This is a genomic window from Streptosporangium jomthongense, from assembly GCF_042650425.1.
Classification (GTDB): domain Bacteria; phylum Actinomycetota; class Actinomycetes; order Streptosporangiales; family Streptosporangiaceae; genus Streptosporangium.
In genome coordinates this window covers 422,082-439,126 of record NZ_JBHSBC010000032.1, presented here as the reverse complement: position 1 = coordinate 439,126, position 17,045 = coordinate 422,082, and the positions used below count along the sequence as shown (strand labels likewise).

The 17,045-nt window shown below is 69.8% G+C and carries 14 protein-coding genes; 9 read left to right on the top strand and 5 right to left on the bottom strand.

From position 1 onward, the window contains the following. The first annotated feature begins 25 nt into the window (after window positions 1-25). From mtrB to ACFOYY_RS27505, 5 genes are all read left to right on the top strand, one after another. Entirely contained in the window at window positions 26-1,762 is a 1,737-nt protein-coding gene (gene mtrB, locus ACFOYY_RS27525) for an MtrAB system histidine kinase MtrB (protein WP_352009850.1), read from the top strand. Then, window positions 1,752-3,515 carry an LpqB family beta-propeller domain-containing protein gene (locus ACFOYY_RS27520; protein ID WP_386193337.1) on the top strand — a complete coding sequence of 588 codons (1,764 nt, stop codon included), beginning with the start codon at window positions 1,752-1,754 and terminating at the stop codon, window positions 3,513-3,515. The genes mtrB and ACFOYY_RS27520 overlap by 11 nt, the downstream gene beginning before the upstream one ends. Window positions 3,516-3,575: 60 nt before the next feature. Beyond that, window positions 3,576-4,280: a ComF family protein gene (locus ACFOYY_RS27515; RefSeq protein ID WP_362772407.1), complete on the top strand. Its 705-nt coding sequence runs from the start codon at window positions 3,576-3,578 to the stop codon at window positions 4,278-4,280. Between the two features lie 518 nt (window positions 4,281-4,798). After that, window positions 4,799-5,470, top strand: a complete 672-nt coding sequence (gene hpf / locus ACFOYY_RS27510; RefSeq protein ID WP_352009847.1) for a ribosome hibernation-promoting factor, HPF/YfiA family — start codon at window positions 4,799-4,801, stop codon at window positions 5,468-5,470. Between the two features lie 94 nt (window positions 5,471-5,564). After that, window positions 5,565-6,269 carry a response regulator gene (locus ACFOYY_RS27505; RefSeq protein WP_184713016.1) on the top strand — a complete coding sequence of 235 codons (705 nt, stop codon included), beginning with the start codon at window positions 5,565-5,567 and terminating at the stop codon, window positions 6,267-6,269. 54 nt (window positions 6,270-6,323) lie between these two features. Here ACFOYY_RS27505 and ACFOYY_RS27500 read toward each other — a convergent pair whose 3' ends face one another. Further along, window positions 6,324-7,505, bottom strand: a complete 1,182-nt coding sequence (locus ACFOYY_RS27500) for a winged helix-turn-helix domain-containing protein (RefSeq protein ID WP_352009846.1) — start codon at window positions 7,503-7,505, stop codon at window positions 6,324-6,326. A gap of 336 nt (window positions 7,506-7,841) precedes the next feature. On the opposite strand from ACFOYY_RS27500, the gene secA reads away from it, so the two are divergent. Beyond that, window positions 7,842-10,640 carry a preprotein translocase subunit SecA gene (gene secA, locus ACFOYY_RS27495; protein ID WP_352009845.1) on the top strand — a complete coding sequence of 933 codons (2,799 nt, stop codon included), beginning with the start codon at window positions 7,842-7,844 and terminating at the stop codon, window positions 10,638-10,640. 98 nt (window positions 10,641-10,738) lie between these two features. Here secA and ACFOYY_RS27490 read toward each other — a convergent pair whose 3' ends face one another. The 4 genes from ACFOYY_RS27490 to ACFOYY_RS27475 form a co-directional block, all read right to left on the bottom strand. Continuing rightward, window positions 10,739-11,224 carry an Rv3235 family protein gene (locus ACFOYY_RS27490; protein WP_352009844.1) on the bottom strand — a complete coding sequence of 162 codons (486 nt, stop codon included), beginning with the start codon at window positions 11,222-11,224 and terminating at the stop codon, window positions 10,739-10,741. A gap of 206 nt (window positions 11,225-11,430) precedes the next feature. Then, a complete protein-coding gene (locus ACFOYY_RS27485; RefSeq protein WP_386193329.1) occupies window positions 11,431-12,738 on the bottom strand; it encodes a PTS transporter subunit EIIC in 1,308 nt (435 codons plus the stop codon). A gap of 81 nt (window positions 12,739-12,819) precedes the next feature. Continuing rightward, the gene (locus ACFOYY_RS27480; RefSeq protein WP_386193326.1) at window positions 12,820-14,223 is read right to left on the bottom strand and encodes a PTS transporter subunit EIIC; all 1,404 of its coding nucleotides are present in this window, start codon (window positions 14,221-14,223) and stop codon (window positions 12,820-12,822) included. A gap of 37 nt (window positions 14,224-14,260) precedes the next feature. After that, window positions 14,261-15,001, bottom strand: coding sequence for a GntR family transcriptional regulator (locus ACFOYY_RS27475; RefSeq protein ID WP_352009841.1), 741 nt, complete (start codon window positions 14,999-15,001; stop codon window positions 14,261-14,263). A gap of 160 nt (window positions 15,002-15,161) precedes the next feature. Here ACFOYY_RS27475 and ACFOYY_RS27470 point away from each other — a divergent pair, with 160 nt between their 5' ends. From ACFOYY_RS27470 to ACFOYY_RS27460, 3 genes are all read left to right on the top strand, one after another. Next, the gene (locus ACFOYY_RS27470; protein WP_352009840.1) at window positions 15,162-16,196 is read left to right on the top strand and encodes an SIS domain-containing protein; all 1,035 of its coding nucleotides are present in this window, start codon (window positions 15,162-15,164) and stop codon (window positions 16,194-16,196) included. A 52-nt stretch (window positions 16,197-16,248) separates the two neighbouring features. Next, window positions 16,249-16,485, top strand: coding sequence for a PTS glucose/sucrose transporter subunit IIB (locus ACFOYY_RS27465; RefSeq protein ID WP_352009839.1), 237 nt, complete (start codon window positions 16,249-16,251; stop codon window positions 16,483-16,485). A 65-nt stretch (window positions 16,486-16,550) separates the two neighbouring features. Then, on the top strand, window positions 16,551-16,997 hold the full coding sequence (locus tag ACFOYY_RS27460) for a PTS sugar transporter subunit IIA (protein ID WP_352009838.1): 447 nt from the start codon (window positions 16,551-16,553) through the stop codon (window positions 16,995-16,997). The last annotated feature ends 48 nt before the right edge of the window (window positions 16,998-17,045 follow it).

Sequence of the window (17,045 nt, the reverse complement as noted above, 5' to 3'; positions counted from 1 at the left end):
CTGCGGCCTCCCCGGGACTCCCGAGATGCCCACCCAGAAGAGGCGCCGCCGTACCCTCCCGCAGATCGTCAGGGGGGGACGGCGCAGGGCACGGCGCGCGGTGGGCGGCGTGCGCAGGGTCTGGCGGCGCTCCCTGCAACTGCACGTGGTCACCAGCACGATGGTCATCTCCATCGTGGTCGTCGCCGTGCTCGGCGTCTTCCTCATGCAGTCGATCAGCGCGACCATCCTGGGGGCCAGGGACCGTGCGGCGCGCAGCGAGGCGCAGGCCGACCGCAAGGCGGTGCTCGTCTACCTGAACCAGCAGGACGGCGACGCCTCGAAGCAGTCGACCGACCCCGGCCAGGGGGCGCAGCAGGGCGAGGACAGCCCGCTCGGCCGGGCGCTGGCGGCGCTGGCGGCGCGGGCGGGACCCGCGGTGAGATATTCGGTGATCGTCCGCAACGAGAACCGGCCGGGCGAGTTCTACGGCACCACGAACATCGACCCGGCGAGCATCCCTCCCAAGCTGCGCGAGGAGGTGCTCAGGAAGCCCGCGGACGAGGACAGCACCCAGTACTGGAACCTGCGCTACATGGGCAGGCCCGAGCCGGTGCGCGGTCTGGTGATCGGCACCCGGCTCGACACCTACGGCACCGGCCTGGACGACGGCTACGAGATCTACCACCTGATCCCGCTTGAGGAGGAGGAGAAGAACCTCACCTCGGTCAGGCAGATGCTCATCCTGGTCGGCGTCGCCCTGGTCCTGCTGCTCGCGGCCATCGCCTCACTGGTGACCCGCCAGGTCGTCACCCCCGTACGGCTGGCCCGCCAGGCGGCCGAACGGCTGGCGAACGGGCACCTCGACGAGCGCCTGAAGGTCAGGGGGGAGGACGACCTGGCCCGCCTGGCCGCCTCCTTCAACGAGATGGCCACCACCCTGGCGCTGAAGATCCACCAGCTGGAGGAGCTCTCCCACGTCCAGCGGCAGTTCGTCTCCGACGTCTCGCACGAGCTGCGCACCCCGCTGACCACCGTGCGGATGGCCGCCGACCTGCTCTACGACGCCCGCGAGGACTTCGACCCGATGGCCGCGCGCTCGGCCGAGCTGATGCAGAACCAGCTGAACCGGTTCGAGTCGATGCTCGCCGACCTGCTGGAGATCAGCCGCTACGACGCGGGCGCCGCCGAGCTGGACATCGAGCCGGTGGACATCAGGGACGTGGTGCTGCGCGCGGTCGCCGACTCCGAGGCGCTGGCCGAACGCCACTCGACCCGCTTCGACCTGCGGCTGCCCGGTGACCCCTGCATGGCCGAGATGGACAGCCGCCGGGTCGAGCGCATCCTGCGCAACCTGCTGTTCAACGCGATCGAGCACGGCGAGGGCCGCGACATCGTCGTCTCCGTCGGGGCCGACCGTGACGCGGTCGCGGTGGCCGTACGGGACCACGGGGTCGGCCTGAAACCGGGGGAGGAGAACATGGTCTTCGACCGGTTCTGGCGGGCCGACCCCTCCCGGGCGCGGACCATCGGCGGCACCGGCCTCGGCCTGGCGATCTCCCGCGAGGACGCCATGCTGCACGGCGGCTGGCTGCAGGCGTGGGGAGTACCGGGGGAGGGCTCGCAGTTCAGGCTCTCGCTGCCCAGGGTCGCCGGGGCGCCGCTGCGGGGCTCACCGCTGCCGCTGGTGCCGCCGGAGGTGGAGATGCGGCGCACGTGGCGGGGACAGATGACGCCGGTGCTCTCTCCGGCGGTGGCCGACGGGGGACGCGATGCCGACTAGGACTCTCAGGGCCCGCGCGGGGGTGACGGCCCTGGTGGCCACGCTGGCCTGCGGGCTGGCCTCCTGCTCGGTCATCCCCGTCGGGATGCACTCGACCGTGGGGGAGAACGGCCACAAGGGCAACCCGCTCGGCGACCCGTACGCGCGGGTGATCGCGGTGGCGCCGAGCGCCGACTGGTCGGCGGCCGACGTCGTCAACGGGTTCAAGGCCGCCATGGCGAGCGTGGACGACCCCGGGCGTGAGGTGGCGCGCAAGTACCTCACCGACTCCTTCGCCAGGACCTGGAACCCGCAGAGCGGGGTCACGGTCTACCGGCAGGGCGAGCCCCCGGTCGTGCAGGTCGGGGAGGGGGAGAAGGACACCCGGGTGACCCTCAAGGGGACCGTCACGGCGCTCATCGACCAGGACGGCCGCTACCGGCCGAGCGGCGGACCGCTGAACGAGCCCTTCGTCCTGGTCAAGGGGGCCGGCGGCTGGCGGATCGACAGCGCGCCCCCGGGGTTGTTGCTGTCGGAGGCCGACGCCGAGCGCGCCTACCTCAAGGTCGACCTCTACTTCCTCGACGCCGAGGAGAAAGGCCTGGTGATCGACCAGGTCAGGGTGCCGATCGACCCCGCCTCCAACTTCGCGAAGACGACCGTGGAACGGCTGCTGCAGGGACCGAGCAGTTCACTCAAGGGCGCGGTGCGCTCGGCGTTCGACGGCACCAGGCTCATCGACGTCACCACCGAGGACAACCGAGTCGTGGTCGACCTGACCAACCGGGTCGCCCCCGACCTCGTCGGGCCGATGACGGCCCAACTCGCCGGGACGCTCGCCGCGCTGACCAAGGGCGGCTGGGGCTTCGAGGTCAGGGTCAGGGGCGAGCCGTACTACACCGACAACCCGCTCACCGTCGACGCCCAGGAGCAGACGAGGTTCGACCCCTGGATGGCGCCCGGCGAGATCTACCCCTACTACGTGGCCGACGACGCGCTGTGGCTGCTGGGCAAGGACAACACCGGTCAGCCCGTGCTGGGCAAGGCGGGGGAGAAGGACGGCACGAGAACCGACATGGCGATCAGTGCCCACGCCCAGGTGGCGGCCCTCTCCCACAACGGCACGGCGCTGTCGGTCGCGCCGCTGGCCACCGGTGGCGAGTGGCGGCAGTGGGCGACGGGGCGCTCGCTGGCCCCGCCGTGCTGGGACCGCTACCAGACGCTGTGGACGGTCGAGCGCCCCGACGACCACACCTCCCGGGTCATCCGCATCCGCGACGGGCAGCGGTACGCGGTCTCGGCCCCCGACCTGGACACCGTCCACGTCAGCCTGCTCAAGGTCGCGCGGGACGGCGTGCACGTCGCGGTCGTCGTGCGGGACGGCACCGGCGAGCAGGTCAAGGTCGGCACGGTGATCGGCAGGGGCGGCGCGACCCGCATCACGAACCTGCAGGTCGTGGTGCCGGTCGAGGACAAGCAGAAGATCAGGGACATCGCCTGGAAGGACGGCAAGACCCTCTACGTCCTGACCGACAAGTCCGACCTGCTTGAGGTCTCGCTCACCGGAGAGTCGAAGTCGCTGCCCTCCAACACGGGCATCCAGAACATCACCGCCCTGGACGGCTCCCTGCTGGCCGGAGCGGTTGACGACGACGGCAAGCGGCAGATCCTCTACTGGACCTCCTCCAAGTGGGAGCCCCGGGTCAAGAACGAGAACGGCAGGACGGACTTCGCCGAGCAGGGACCGGCCTTCCCCGCCTACCCCCTGGACTGAGGCGCGGCTCGTCGGTGGTTTGTCGGTGGTTTGTCGGTGGTGCCTGGCACGGTTGGTTCCGTGCCGACCGCTCTGCTCGACCTGGTCCTGCCCGCGCGCTGTGCCGGATGCGGCGCGGCGGACGCCCTCGTGTGTCCCCGCTGCGCCGCGCTGCTGCACGGCGAGCCCGAGCGCAGGACACCCGACCCGTCTCCGCCCGGCCTGCCCGAGTGCTGGTCGGCCGCCGACTACTCCGGGGCCGTCCGGCGCGCCCTGCTCGCCTACAAGGAGCACGGCCGTACGGCGCTGGCCGCCCCGCTCGCGGGCGCACTGGCGCTGGCGGTCGCCGCGGGGGCGGGCGGGCGGCCCGTCGTCCTCGTCCCGGTGCCCAGCGCGCGCTCGGCGGGCAGGCGGCGCGGGCACGATCCGGTGAACCGGCTCGCCACGCTGGCGGCGGCCTACCTCCGCTCGGCGGGGTGGCCCGCGACGGTGGAGAGACTGCTCCTGCAACGCCGCCGTGTCGCCGACCAGGCGGGGCTGAGTTCGTCGCAGAGGGCCGCGAACCTCTCCGGGGCATTCAGGGTTGCGGCCGGCCGGAACGGCCCTGTGCCGGGATTCTGGGGTGGCCCAGGGGCGGTTGTGCTGGTCGACGACATCGTCACCACCGGAGCGACCCTGGCGGAGGCCGCCAGGGCGCTGGGCGCGGCCGGGATCACGGCGCGTCTGGCCGCGACGGTCGCCGCGACACGCCGGTGGGAGCGACCCCGCGATCGTCACCGAGGGTGAGCGGGCAGGGGAACGGGCCTGTCACCACGGCGTCGGATCTCCCTGTCCCAGGCGGAAGTTCGCCGCTGATGGATGGATATGGGAAGTGTCCATATATGGGTATATCGCCTGATCCTGCGGGACCCTCCGACGGGAGACCTTCCCTGGAGATCACACAACGTGAGGTTCGGGCGGTCTCCCAGGCTGACATTCGGCCCCGATGCGGATAGCGTCTGTGCCATGGCACCCGCTCGGGTCCGTGGTTGCGCCGGACCGACTCCCTCCGGGGGGCCGGCCTGGCTAGCCGATGCCAGCCGCAGGCTAAACGGTCCACGTAAGACGACTTTTCGTCGGTCGATCACGGTGCGGCTTAGAGGTAAGTCCTGCCTTCCCGAGGAGCCAGATGTTCCTCGCCAGAAGAGAAGGGCATGTAGTGGCAAAGAGCTGCGAAACCCTCAGCAGGCGGATGTGGGGACGAAGACCAGGTCGGCCGAGCGGGTGCCGCTGTACCACCGTCGAGGTTCGAAGGGGGGCTGTGCATGGAAATCATCGTCAAGGGTCGGCACACCGGAGTGAGTGACCGATTCCGAGACCACGTGACAACCAAGCTGGCCAAGATCGAGCGTCTGGACCACAAGCTCATCAGCGTTGATGTGGAGGTGACCAGGGAGACCAACGAGCGGATCAACGGATCGCGCGAGCGGGTCGAGCTGACCATCCACTCGCGGGGCCCGGCCGTCCGCGCCGAGGCCGCCGCAGACGACCGCTTCGCCGCCCTCGACATCGCCATCGGCAAGCTTGAGGGAAGGCTCAGGCGCCTGGCCGACCGACGCAAGGTCCACCACGGCAACCACTGCCCTCCCTCCGTCGCCGAGCTGACCGCGACCGCCACCGCGCTCGCGGAGTCCGCCGAGGCCGACACCGTGCGGGCGGACACCGGTTCCCTCAACGGGACCCGCAGGCGTGAGGACGACGCCGATCACTCCGAGGACAAGGCCATCGTCCCGATCGAGATGGACGGCGACGGCCCGCTGGTGGTGCGGGAGAAGCACCACCAGGCCGAGCCGATGACCGTCGACCAGGCCCTCCTGGAGATGGAGCTGGTCGGACACGACTTCTACCTGTTCCGTGACAAGGAGAGCGGGCAGCCGAGCGTCGTGTACCTCCGGCAAGGCTACAACTACGGCGTGCTGCGGCTCGTCGAATCCTGACGGTCGCGTTCGAAGATCCTCTCCGACCAACCCTAGGACCTGAAACCCGTGTAATCATGGCGGTCCAACGGCTCTGGCCCCCCGAGGAGGAGGCGTGACGGAACCCGACGAAGCGACCCGCCCTGCCAGGCGAGGCGACCCGATCCGCGTGCTGATCGTCGACGATCACGCGCTGATCCGCCGAAGTCTGGAGATGGCGCTGAGCGCGGAGACGGACATCGAGGTGGTGGGTGAGGCGAGCGACGGGCAGGAGGCGATCGAGCTCGCCGACCGTCTCACCCCGGACGTCATGCTCATGGACGTCCGTATGCCGCGCAGGAGCGGTATCGAGGCCGCCCGTGAGATCAAGGCCTCGGTGCCGAGCACGCGGATCATCATGCTCACGGTGAGCGACGAGGAGGAGGACCTCTTCGACGCGATCAAGGCGGGTGCCACCGGCTACCTGCTGAAGAACGTGCAGCTCGACGAGGTCCCCGAGGCCGTGCGCGGCGTTCACGAAGGGCAGTCGCTGATCAATCCGGCCATGGCCGCGAAGCTGATCACCGAGTTCGCCAACATGAGCCGCAAGGAGGCGGAGCGTCCCCCCCAACTCCCGGTCCCGAGGCTGACGGACCGGGAGATGGAGGTGCTCCGCCTGGTCGCGAAGGGCATGAACAACCGCGAGATCGCCAAGCAGTTGTTCATCTCGGAGAACACCGTGAAGAACCACGTCCGCAACATCCTGGACAAGTTGCAACTCCACTCCAGGATGGAGGCCGTGGTCTACGCGGTCCGAGAACGGATGCTGGAGATCACCTGACGGCCGGTTCCGGCCGGGTCCCACGGGAACCGGCCGGAACCCCGGCCCGAGCGCTCAGCGCATCAGGGCCTCGAACAACGGCGCGGCGAGCCGGGGATCGACACGGTCGACCCGCACGTCGTCGCAGCCGACCCAGCTCGCGGCCTCCCACAGGGCCTCGGCCATCCCCTGGGCGGCCCTGCGTGGGCTGACGCCCTCCTCGACGCCGACCTGCCGCGCGACCAGCGTCGTCCCCTGGCGGGCCGGGTCGATCCTGCCGATCAGACGGCCGCCGGAGAGCACCGGCATGGTGAAGTAACCGTGGACGCGCTTGTCCTTGGGGACGTAGGCCTCAAGCCGGTGGTTGAAGCCGAAGACCCTGGCGGTGCGGGCGCGGTCCCAGACGAGGGAGTCGAACGGCGAGAGCGGAGCCGTGCGGTGGCGTCCCTTCGGCTCGGTCTCCAGGGCCACGGGGTCGGCCCACGCGTTCACCGAGCGCTCGGGCCAGCCGGGGACGCGCACGGGCGTGAGCCCCGCCGAGCCGTCGAGCAGCGCGGCGTCGAGCAGCGCCGCCTCCGGGGCACGAAGCCGGAGGAAGTCAACCAGGTCGGCGCGGGTCGCCACCCCCAGCGCGCGGCCCGCGACCGTGGCGAGACGGGTGACGCACTCGGCGTCGGAGAGGTCCTCGGCCAGCAGGTGGGCGGGCACCGCCCGCTCGGCCAGCTCGTAGACACGCCGCCATCCGGTACGGCGGGTGCACACGACCTCGCCCACGTTGAGCAGCCACTCGATGGCGATCTTTGTGTCCGACCGGTCCCACCAGCCGCCGCCCTTCCTGCTGCCGCCGATGTCGGCGACGGTGACGGGGCCGGCCTCACGGACCTGGTCGAGCACCTTGTCCATGGTCGCGGGAATGTCGTCCCTGCGGTGCTTCCAGGAGCGCATGTGCCTCCTGCGGAAGGCGTACAGCGGCCAGTCCTCGATCGGCAGGACGCAGGCGGCGTGGCACCAGTACTCGAAGGCGCGGGCGGGCTCGTCCCAGTAGGCCCGCTCGATCTCCGCCCTGCCGACGGCGCCGAGACGGGCGTAGGCGATCAGCTCGTGGGAGCGGGCCAGGACGGAGATCGTGTCGAGCTGGACCGCGCCGAGGCGGCGCAGGGTGGCGGCGACGCCCGCGCGCCGGGCGTCGGCCCCCAGGAACCCCTGGGCGTGCAGGATGATCCGGCGGGCCTCGTCCGGGGAGAGGGTGAGCGTCATGGCCGGATGGCGGGGAGAGAACACGTCAGCATGGCCCAGAGGCTAGCGCGCCACACCGACGAAAATGCTACGCCGGTGTCATCAGGGACTTCGGGGCCCGGGCGCGACGCGCCGTACGGCCTGACTCATCGTCATACAACTCTGCAAAGCGACATACCCTTTAAAGTGAGCACTAGCCTCTATGAATAGGGTGCCGGGAACTCCGCGGACACGAAGAGCGTCTTTCAGGTGGCTGTGTCGGGTGGTGGAACCGCCTACGATGGCAGCGGAGAACCATGACTCGTCCTCATCCGGAGCCGTCCGGCCACGGAAGACCTGCGAGGAGCCTTACCTAAAGTGCCAGCCTTTCTCGATAAGATTCTTCGCGCAGGCGAAGGCAAGCTTCTGCGTAAGCTCAAGCGGATCGCCGACCAGGTCAACTCCATCGAGGACGACTTCATCGGCCTGAGCGATGCGGAGCTGCGCGCCCTCACCGCGGAGTACAAGCAGCGTCACGCCGACGGCGAGTCCCTCGACGACCTGCTGCCCGAGGCCTTCGCCACCGTTCGCGAGGCCTCCAAGCGTGTCCTGGGCAAGCGCCACTTCGACGTGCAGATCATGGGCGGGGCCAACCTGCACATGGGCAACATCTCCGAGATGCGCACCGGTGAGGGCAAGACCCTGACCTGTACGCTCCCGGCGTACCTCAACGCCATCTCGGGCAAGGGCGTCCACGTCATCACGGTCAACGACTACCTGGCCAAGCGTGACGCCGACGAGATGGGGCGCATCCACCGCTTCCTCGGTCTTGAGGTCGGGGTGATCCTGGCGAACATGCCGCCGGATGAGCGCCGCAAGCAGTACAACTGCGACATCACCTACGGGACGAACAACGAGTTCGGCTTCGACTACCTGCGCGACAACATGGCCTGGTCGCTGGAGGAGTGCGTCCAGCGCGGCCACAACTTCGCCATCGTCGACGAGGTCGACTCGATCCTCATCGACGAGGCCAGGACGCCGCTGATCATCTCGGGTCCCGGTGAGCAGTCGGGCAAGTGGTACTCCGAGTTCGCCAAGATCGTGCCCAGGCTCCGCAGGGGCACCGAGGGCAAGGACGGCGAGGAGAACACCGGCGACTACTCCGTCGACGAGAAGAAGCGCACCGTCGGCATCTTCGAGTCCGGTGTGGAGAAGGTCGAGGACTGGCTCGGCATCGACAACCTCTACAAGCCCGAGCACACCCACCTGGTCGGCTTCCTCAACAACGCGTTGAAGGCCAAGGAGCTCTACAAGAAGGACAAGGACTACATCGTCGTCGACGGCGAGGTCCTGATCGTCGACGAGTTCACCGGTCGAGTCCTGCACGGCCGCCGCTACAACGAGGGCATGCACCAGGCCATCGAGGCCAAGGAGGGCGTGAAGATCAAGGACGAGAACCAGACTCTCGCCACGATCACGCTCCAGAACTACTTCCGCCTCTACGCCACGCTGTCCGGCATGACCGGAACGGCGACCACCGAGGCCAACGAGTTCCACCAGACCTACAAGCTCGGCGTCGTCCCGATCCCGACGAACCGGCCGATGATCCGCAAGGACCAGGCCGACGTGGTCTACAAGACCGAGGACGCCAAGTTCCTGGCCTGTGTCGAGGACATCAAGGAGCGCTACGAGCGCGGCCAGCCGGTCCTCGTCGGCACCACCAGCGTCGCCAAGTCCGAGCGCCTGTCCAGGGAGCTCAAGCGCAAGGGCGTCAAGCACGAGGTCCTCAACGCCAAGAACCACGCGCGTGAGGCGTCGATCGTCGCGGAGGCGGGCCGCAAGCACGCCGTGACCGTCGCGACCAACATGGCCGGTCGAGGCACCGACATCATGCTCGGCGGCAACCCCGACTTCCGCGCCGACCTGGAGCTGCGCGGCCGGGGCCTGGACCCCGTCGAGACTCCGGAGGAGTACGACAAGGCCTGGGGCGAGGCGCTGGAGAAGGCCAAGGAGGCCGTCCAGGCCGAGCACGAGGAGGTCACCGGGCTCGGCGGCCTCTACGTGCTGGGCACCGAGCGCCACGAGTCGCGGCGTATCGACAACCAGCTGCGCGGTCGTTCCGGCCGTCAGGGCGACCCGGGCGAGTCGCGCTTCTACCTCTCGCTTGAGGACGACCTCATGCGCCTGTTCAACTCGGCCAGGGTCGAGATGATCATGACGCGGCTGAACATCCCGGACGACGTCCCGATCGAGTCGGGCATCGTCTCCAAGGCCATCGCCTCCGCCCAGCACCAGGTCGAGCAGCAGAACTTCGAGATCCGCAAGAACGTTCTGAAGTACGACGAGGTCATGAACCGGCAGCGCAAGGTGATCTACGCCGAGCGTCGCCGCGTGCTTGAGGGCGCCGACCTTCAGGAGCAGATCCGCACCTTCGTCAACGACGTGATCGATGAGTACGTCGGCGGCGCGACCGCGGAGGGCTTCGCCGAGGAGTGGGACCTCGACAAGCTGTGGAAGGCGCTCGGCCAGCTCTACCCGATCACCCTCGGCCTGGACGACCTCCTTGAGGAGGTCGGCGGCCGTGAGGAGCTCACCGCGGAAGTCCTCGCCGAGAAGGTCAAGGCCGACGCGACGGCGGCCTACGACCGCCGCGAGGAGGAGCTCGGCGCCGAGACCATGCGGGAGCTGGAGCGCAGGGTCATCCTGTCGGTCCTCGACCGCAAGTGGCGTGAGCACCTCTACGAGATGGACTATCTCCAGGAGGGCATCGGCCTGCGCGCGATGGCCCAGCGCGACCCGCTGATCGAGTACCAGCGCGAGGGCTTCGAGATGTTCTCCCAGATGCTCGACGGCATCAAGGAGGAGTCGGTCGGTTACCTGTTCAACCTTGAGGTCGAGGTCCAGACCAACCCGATCGTCGAGGAGCAGGAGGAGCACGAGGACGAGGCGATCGCCGAGACCCGCTCCATCATCGCCCGGGGCCTGCGTGGTCCGCAGCGCCCGGCAGAGCTCGAATACTCCGCGCCCGGCGAGAGCGGCGACGTCGAGCACACCAGGGTCAGCACCAAGGCCGAGCGCGACGCCTACGGCAACGTCGAGCGCAACGCCCCCTGCCCCTGTGGCTCCGGCAAGAAGTACAAGCGCTGCCACGGCGACCCCAGGAACGCCGAGGTCTGATCCATCCGCTTCACAGGGCCCGTACGATCCCGTACGGGCCCTGTGGGCTTTCTCCCTGGAGAAGGGCCGCGAGGGCGGCAGGCGGCTCTCCGGGGCTCTCAGGGGGCCGTCTCGACGTCCGTGCACAGCCAGCGGGCGCCCACGCGCTCAAGCCGCAGCGCCAGCACCCGTGACCGGTCACCGCAGTGCACCAGGACGCACATCTCCACCACCCCGTCACGCGGCTGGGACACGTGGGGGACACCGGTCCGCGGGGGCCGCGCGCACCGCATGACCCTCCCGCTGCGCGCCAGTTCGTTGCCGGCCCTGCCGGTGAGGTGGGAGGCGACGCTGGAGGGGGGCCTCAGGCCCGCCAGGACCTCGGCGACGGCCTGGCACAGGGCCCGCAGCCGCCTCCCCTCGGGGACCGCGGGTGGTGGCCCCGGTGGCCCGGCCGTTCCCGTCTCGTGGTCGAGGGCGAGGGCGAGCGCGCCCTGGACGTACGGCGGCGCGGCGGCGGCCTTCGGGGAGGGCCGCTCGTCGTCGTAGAGCGGCTCCACGGTGGAGGAGGACGCGACGCGGGGGAGGTGCGAGGGGCGCGGCATGCTGGCTCCGGTTTCTCCTGCGAGGGGCTGACACAGCTAGGAGTTTCCGGTCCTGCCGCCGAATACGTGGCACGCCAGCTTTCCGGCGTCCGGTGGTGTTTCCTCCGTGAAGGGCCCGGAAAGGGCGTGGCGAATCACCCGAAGCTGGAGCGGTGCCCTGCGGTTCCGGCGTCCGGGCCGTTCCTTCCACGGACGACCGGAACGGGTCACGGCGAGGCGGCGGGGGCCTCCTCGGGCTCACGGCCAGGGGTCGCCAGGTTCAGTCTTCTGATCAGCACGGTGAACAGCAGGTAGTAGACGACGAAGTAGACCAGGCCGAAGCCGATGATCAGGGCGAGTTCGTGGGTGTTGGACTTGCCCGCGTTGAGAAGCATGTCGATGGCGCCGCCGGAGAAGGTGAACCCCAGCCTGGCCCCGAACTCGGCCATCAGGGCCATCGAGATCCCGGTGAGCACCGCGTGCACCGCGAACAGCGTGGGAGCGACGAAGATGAAGGCGAATTCGAGCGGTTCGGTGATGCCGGTCACGAACGAGGTGAGACCGGCCGAGAGCATGATGCCGCCCACGACGCCCCGCTTCTCCTTCGGGGCCGCGCGCCACATCGCGATGGCCGCGCCGAGCAGGCCGAACATCATGACCGGGAAGAAGCCGGTCATGAAGATCCCGGCGCCCTGCTCGCCCGCGAAGTAGCAGTTCAGGTCGCCCGCGGCGTTCTTGGTCGCGCCCTGGACCCCGGCGTGGCACTCGGGCAGGGTGAACCAGACGATCGTGTTCAGGAAGTGGTGCAGGCCGATCGGGATGAGCAGCCGGTTGGCCACGCCGTACAGTCCGGCGCCCGCGGTGCCGTGGGCGGCGAGCCAGTCGCCCACGCCCGCGAGCCAGTCGCCCACGGGCCGCCAGAGCAGGCCGAAGACGACGCCGAGGACGAGCGCGGAGACGGCGGTGACGATGGGGACGAACCTGCGTCCGCCGAAGAAGGCGAGCCAGGCGGGCAGTTTGATCCGGTAGTACCGCTCCCAGAGCAGGGCGGCGACGATGCCGATGACGATGCCCCCCAGGACCCCGGTCGGGTTCTGGACGCCGAGGTTGAGCGCGGGCACGGGCCGTCCGTCAGGGCCCACGACGGTCAGCGCCACCTTCTTGTAGACCTGGGAGGCCGGGGCCGAGGTGAAGAACAGCGTCCTGCTGACCCGGTCGAAGACGAGGTAGCCGACGAGCGCGGCGAGCGCGGTCGAGCCGTCGGCCTTGCGGGCGAACCCGATCGCCACGCCGATCGCGAACAGCAGCGGCAGGTTGTCGAACAGCGCGCCACCGGCCGCCGCGAAGACGGCCGCGACCTGGTCGAGGAAGAGGTTGTCCGTCCGCCCGAGCATGTCCTCCTGGCCGAACCTGAACAGCAGTCCGGCGGCGGGCAGCACCGCGATGGGCATCATGAGCGAGCGCCCGACGCGCTGCAGGATCGCCAGAGCCGACGCCCACCCCGAAGGGCCGCGCTCCACGGCCGCCGTGCCCATTGCCGGTCCCCCTGCCTGTCGATGGCGGGGGATGTCTGGTATCTACCACCGGGCGCGGCGGATACACGGCCTCAGGGCCGCTCAGCCTTCCGTTCTGCGGGGTACGGCCTCGGCGGGCTCGGGGGTCTCAGCGGGGGGCTCAGCGGGTTCGGGGAGTTGCTCGGCCGCCGCGGGGGAGCCGGACTCGGTGTCGGCCTCCGGCTCCCGGCCCGGCGTCATGATGTTCAGCTTCCTGATCAGGAAGCTGAACACGACGTAGTAGATCACCGCGTAGACCAGGCCCATCACGATGATGATCGGGATGCCCTCGGCGTTGGGGGCGGTGCCGTACAGGACGAGGTCGATCAGGCCGGAGGAGAAGCTGAAGGCGAGCTTGGCGCCCAGGGCCGAGGCGACCGCCAGGGAGATGCCGGTCAGGACGATGTGGACCACGAACAGGACCGGGGCGACGAAGACGAAGGCGAACTCGATCGGCTCGGTGATCCCGGTCAGGAAGGCGGTGAGGGCCGCGGAGACCATGATCGAGCCGACCGCGTTGCGGCGGTGCGGCGGTGCGGCCCGCCAGATGGCCAGGGCCGCGGCGGGCAGGCCGAACATCAGCACCGGGTACAGGCCCGCCTCGAAGCCGCCGAAGCCCGGGGCGCCGTTGTTGAAGCAGATCAGGTCCCCGGCGAGCCGCTTGCCGTTGACCACGCAGTCGGGGACCTGCGTCCAGACCACGTTGTTGACGATGTGGTGCAGCCCGAGGGGCAGCAGCGCCCGGTTGAACATGCCGTAGATCCCGGCGCCCGCGACGCTGTGGGCGGCGAGCCAGTTGCCGAACACGCTCATCAGGTTGCCGATGACCGGCCAGACGAAGCCGAACAGGACACCGATGATCAGACCGGCGAAGGCGGTGATGATCGGCACCAGGCGGCGCCCGCTGAAGAAGGCCAGCCAGGTCGGCAGTTTGGTCCGGTAGAACCGCTGCCACAGCGTCGCCGAGACCAGGCCCATCACGATGCCGCCGAGCACCCGGGTCGGGTTCTCCGCGCCGAGGTTGAGCACCACGTCGGGGACGCCCGGATGGGCCGGGTTGAAGAGCTTCTTGGAGATCGTGTCCTTCAGGGCGGGGTCGAACAGGTCGAAGAAGATGGTCATGCTGACCGCGTGGAAGACGAGGTAGCCGACGAGCGCGGCGAGCGCGGTCGAGCCGTCGGCCTTGCGGGCGAACCCGATCGCCACGCCGACGGCGAACAGCAGCGCCAGGTTGTCGAAGAGGGTCTGGCCCGCGGTGCCGATCACGTGGGCGATGTCGTCGAGCAGGACGTTGTCCGTACGGCCGATGAGGTCGTCGTAGCCGAGCCGTTGCAGCAGTCCCGCGGCGGGCAGGATCGCGATCGGCAGCATGAGGGAGCGTCCCAGGCGCTGGAGCACGCTCATCACGGCGGACCCGGCCGAGGGCGGGGCGGGAGGGCGTCCCGCGTCCGTTGAGGGGGAACTCATCGGACTTTCCTCCAGGGGGGTGGGGATCGCGAGGAGGTCAGGTGCGGCGTGCCGGGGTCTCCAGGACCGTGCGGAGCTGGTAGCGGTCGGCTCGGTAGGTGGAGACCCCGAGCTCGGCGCAGACGTTCCCGGCGAAGGAACGCCGCTGGAGCAGCAGCACGGCGCCGCCACGTGGCAGTTTCAGCAGGTCGGCGTCTCCCGGGTCGGCGATTCCGCCGTCGATGGTCAGCTCACCCGCGTCGAGGATCAGACCGTACCGGCTTTCGAGCAAGGCGTACAGGGACCGGCCCGTCAGGTCGTGGGCGTCGAGGTCGGGGGCGAGGGACACCGGGATGTGGGCCCGCTCGATGCACATGGGCTCGTCGGCCGCGGTGCGCAGCCGCTCGATGAAGTGGACCTCGTCTCCGGGGTGGATGCCGAGTTCCCTGGCCAGGTGCGCGCTGGCCCTGACGATCCTGCGGTCGAGGTCGCGTGATCCCGGTTCCATGCCGCGGGCGCGCATCTCGTCGCTGAAGGAGGTCAGTCTGAGGGCCATCTCGATCTTGGGGCGGGCGACGAAGGTGCCCTTGCCCGCGACGCGCTGCAGCCTGCCCTCGGAGACCAGGTGGTCGACCGCCTGCCGTACGGTCATGCGGGACAGCTCGAAGCGCTGGCAGAGCTCGCGTTCGGACGGGATCGCCGCGCCGATCGGCAGCTCGTTGTTCTCGATCAGGTCAAGCAGGATCTCGCGAAGCTGGAAGTACTTGGGGACAGGGCTGTCCGGATCGATCTGGGCCACGAGATCCTCCCCTCTCGATCTGAGAAGTACGGATGAGTTATGGTTCGTACTGGTCTAGTCCGGACTAGACCACAGGCCGGAAAAGGGTGTCAATGTGCGGACCGGCGACGGATCGATAACGGCCCGATCTCCGTCCGTCCGACCGAAGGATGAGCGCGAGATGACGACCAAGATGCGCAGCGAGATCGCTGAGCAGCCCGCCGCTTTGCGAGCCACGCTGGACGCCCTCCTCCCCAGGGTCGAGGAGGTGGAACGGCTCGCGGGACAGACTCGCCAGCTGCTGTTCATCGCCCGCGGTACCTCCGACAATGCCGCAGTCTACGGCCGTTACCTCGCCGAGGCGCACGCGGGCCGCCTGTCGACCCTCGCCGCGCCGTCGATCGCCACCACCTACCGGCGCAAGCTCGACCTCGACGGGGTGCTCGCGGTCGCCCTCTCCCAGTCCGGCAGGACCGAGGAGATCGTCGAGACCCTCGCCTGGGCCAAGGACTGCGGTGCCAGCACCGTGGCCATCACCAACGGCGGCGAGCAGAGCCCCCTCGCCCAGGCCGCCGACCTGGCCCTGTGCACGCTCGCCGGTGAGGAGAAGGCCGTCCCGGCGACCAAGACCTACACCACCCAGCTCGCCGCGCTGGCCGTGCTCGGACTCGGTCTCGGCGCCGACGTCGACGCCGCCGACCTGCAGCGGGTCCCGGACGCGGTGGAGAAGCTGATCGCCGAGCCCGGCGACCTGGACGCGATCGTCGAGGGCCTGGCGGACAAGCCCGGCGTCGTGGTCTCCGGCCGGGGCCTGGCCTTCTCCACCGCCCTCGAACTGGCCCTGAAGCTCAAGGAGGCCTGCTACCTGCACGCCATGGGCCTGTCGTACGCCGACCTGCTGCACGGCCCGATCGCCGTGGTCGACGAGGACACCCCCGCCCTCCTGGTCGCCGCGGGCGAGGGCCCCACCCTGGCCGGGACCGTCGCGCTCGCCGAGCGGGTCACCGGGGCGGGCGCCTCCGCCTTCACCGTCGGCGGCGGCACCGCGCTCGCCGCGGCCGGCACCGCCGCGCTCAACGGCCCCGACCTCCCCGAGTGGGTCGCCCCCCTCGGCCTCATCGTCCCCGGCCAGCTGCTGACCGAGGCCCTGGCGCGCAGGCTCGGCATCGACCCCGACGCCCCCAGGGGTCTCAACAAGGTGACCCAGACGGACTGATCGTCTCGGGTCGTTTAGCCTGGTCAGAGACCGATGACGACTGGAGGACGACATGGCGGCTGACGCCCACGCGATCATCGCGGGACTGGGTGGCGCGGAGAACATCATCGAGATCGAGCCGTGCATCACCCGCCTGCGCACCGAGGTGCACGACGCCGCCAAGGTCGACCAGGCGGCTCTGCGGGCGGCGGGCGCGCACGGAGTGATGGCCGCGGGCAACATCGTCCAGGTGGTGGTCGGCCCCGAGGCCGACACCATCGCCAGCGACATCGAGGACATCATCGGCTAGGAGACGCCGGGCCGTCCTCTCACCCTCACCGGTGGGGGGACGGCGTGGGGCGCCAAGGGGGTGTGATGACCACCGTGCTTGCCCCGGTCGCGGGAGCGGCTCTCGCTCTGCGGGCCGTACCCGACCCGGTGTTCTCGCAGGGCCTCGTCGGGCCCGGGCTGGCGATCGAGCCGTTGAGGGAGCCGGGCCGGGCGGTCGCTCCCATCGCCGGTAAGATCGTGAAGCTCCACCCGCACGCCTTCGTCGTCGTCGGCGACGACGGCAGAGGGGTCCTGGTCCATCTGGGTATCGACACCGTCCAGCTCAGAGGTGAGGGTTTCGAGGTGCTCGCGTCGGAGGGTGACAGGGTGGAGGCGGGGCAGCCCGTGGTCGCCTGGAACCCCGCTGAGGTCGAGGCGGGCGGACGCTGTCCGGTCTGCCCCGTCGTGGCGCTGGACGCCGTCACGGAGGCCGTCACCAGGATCGCCGACGGTCCGGTGCGCACAGGAGACGAGCTCTTCGTGTGGACGTGAGCCCTTCCCCGGGGTGTGAGCCCTTCGCGCGGCAGTGGGGCCCGCGAA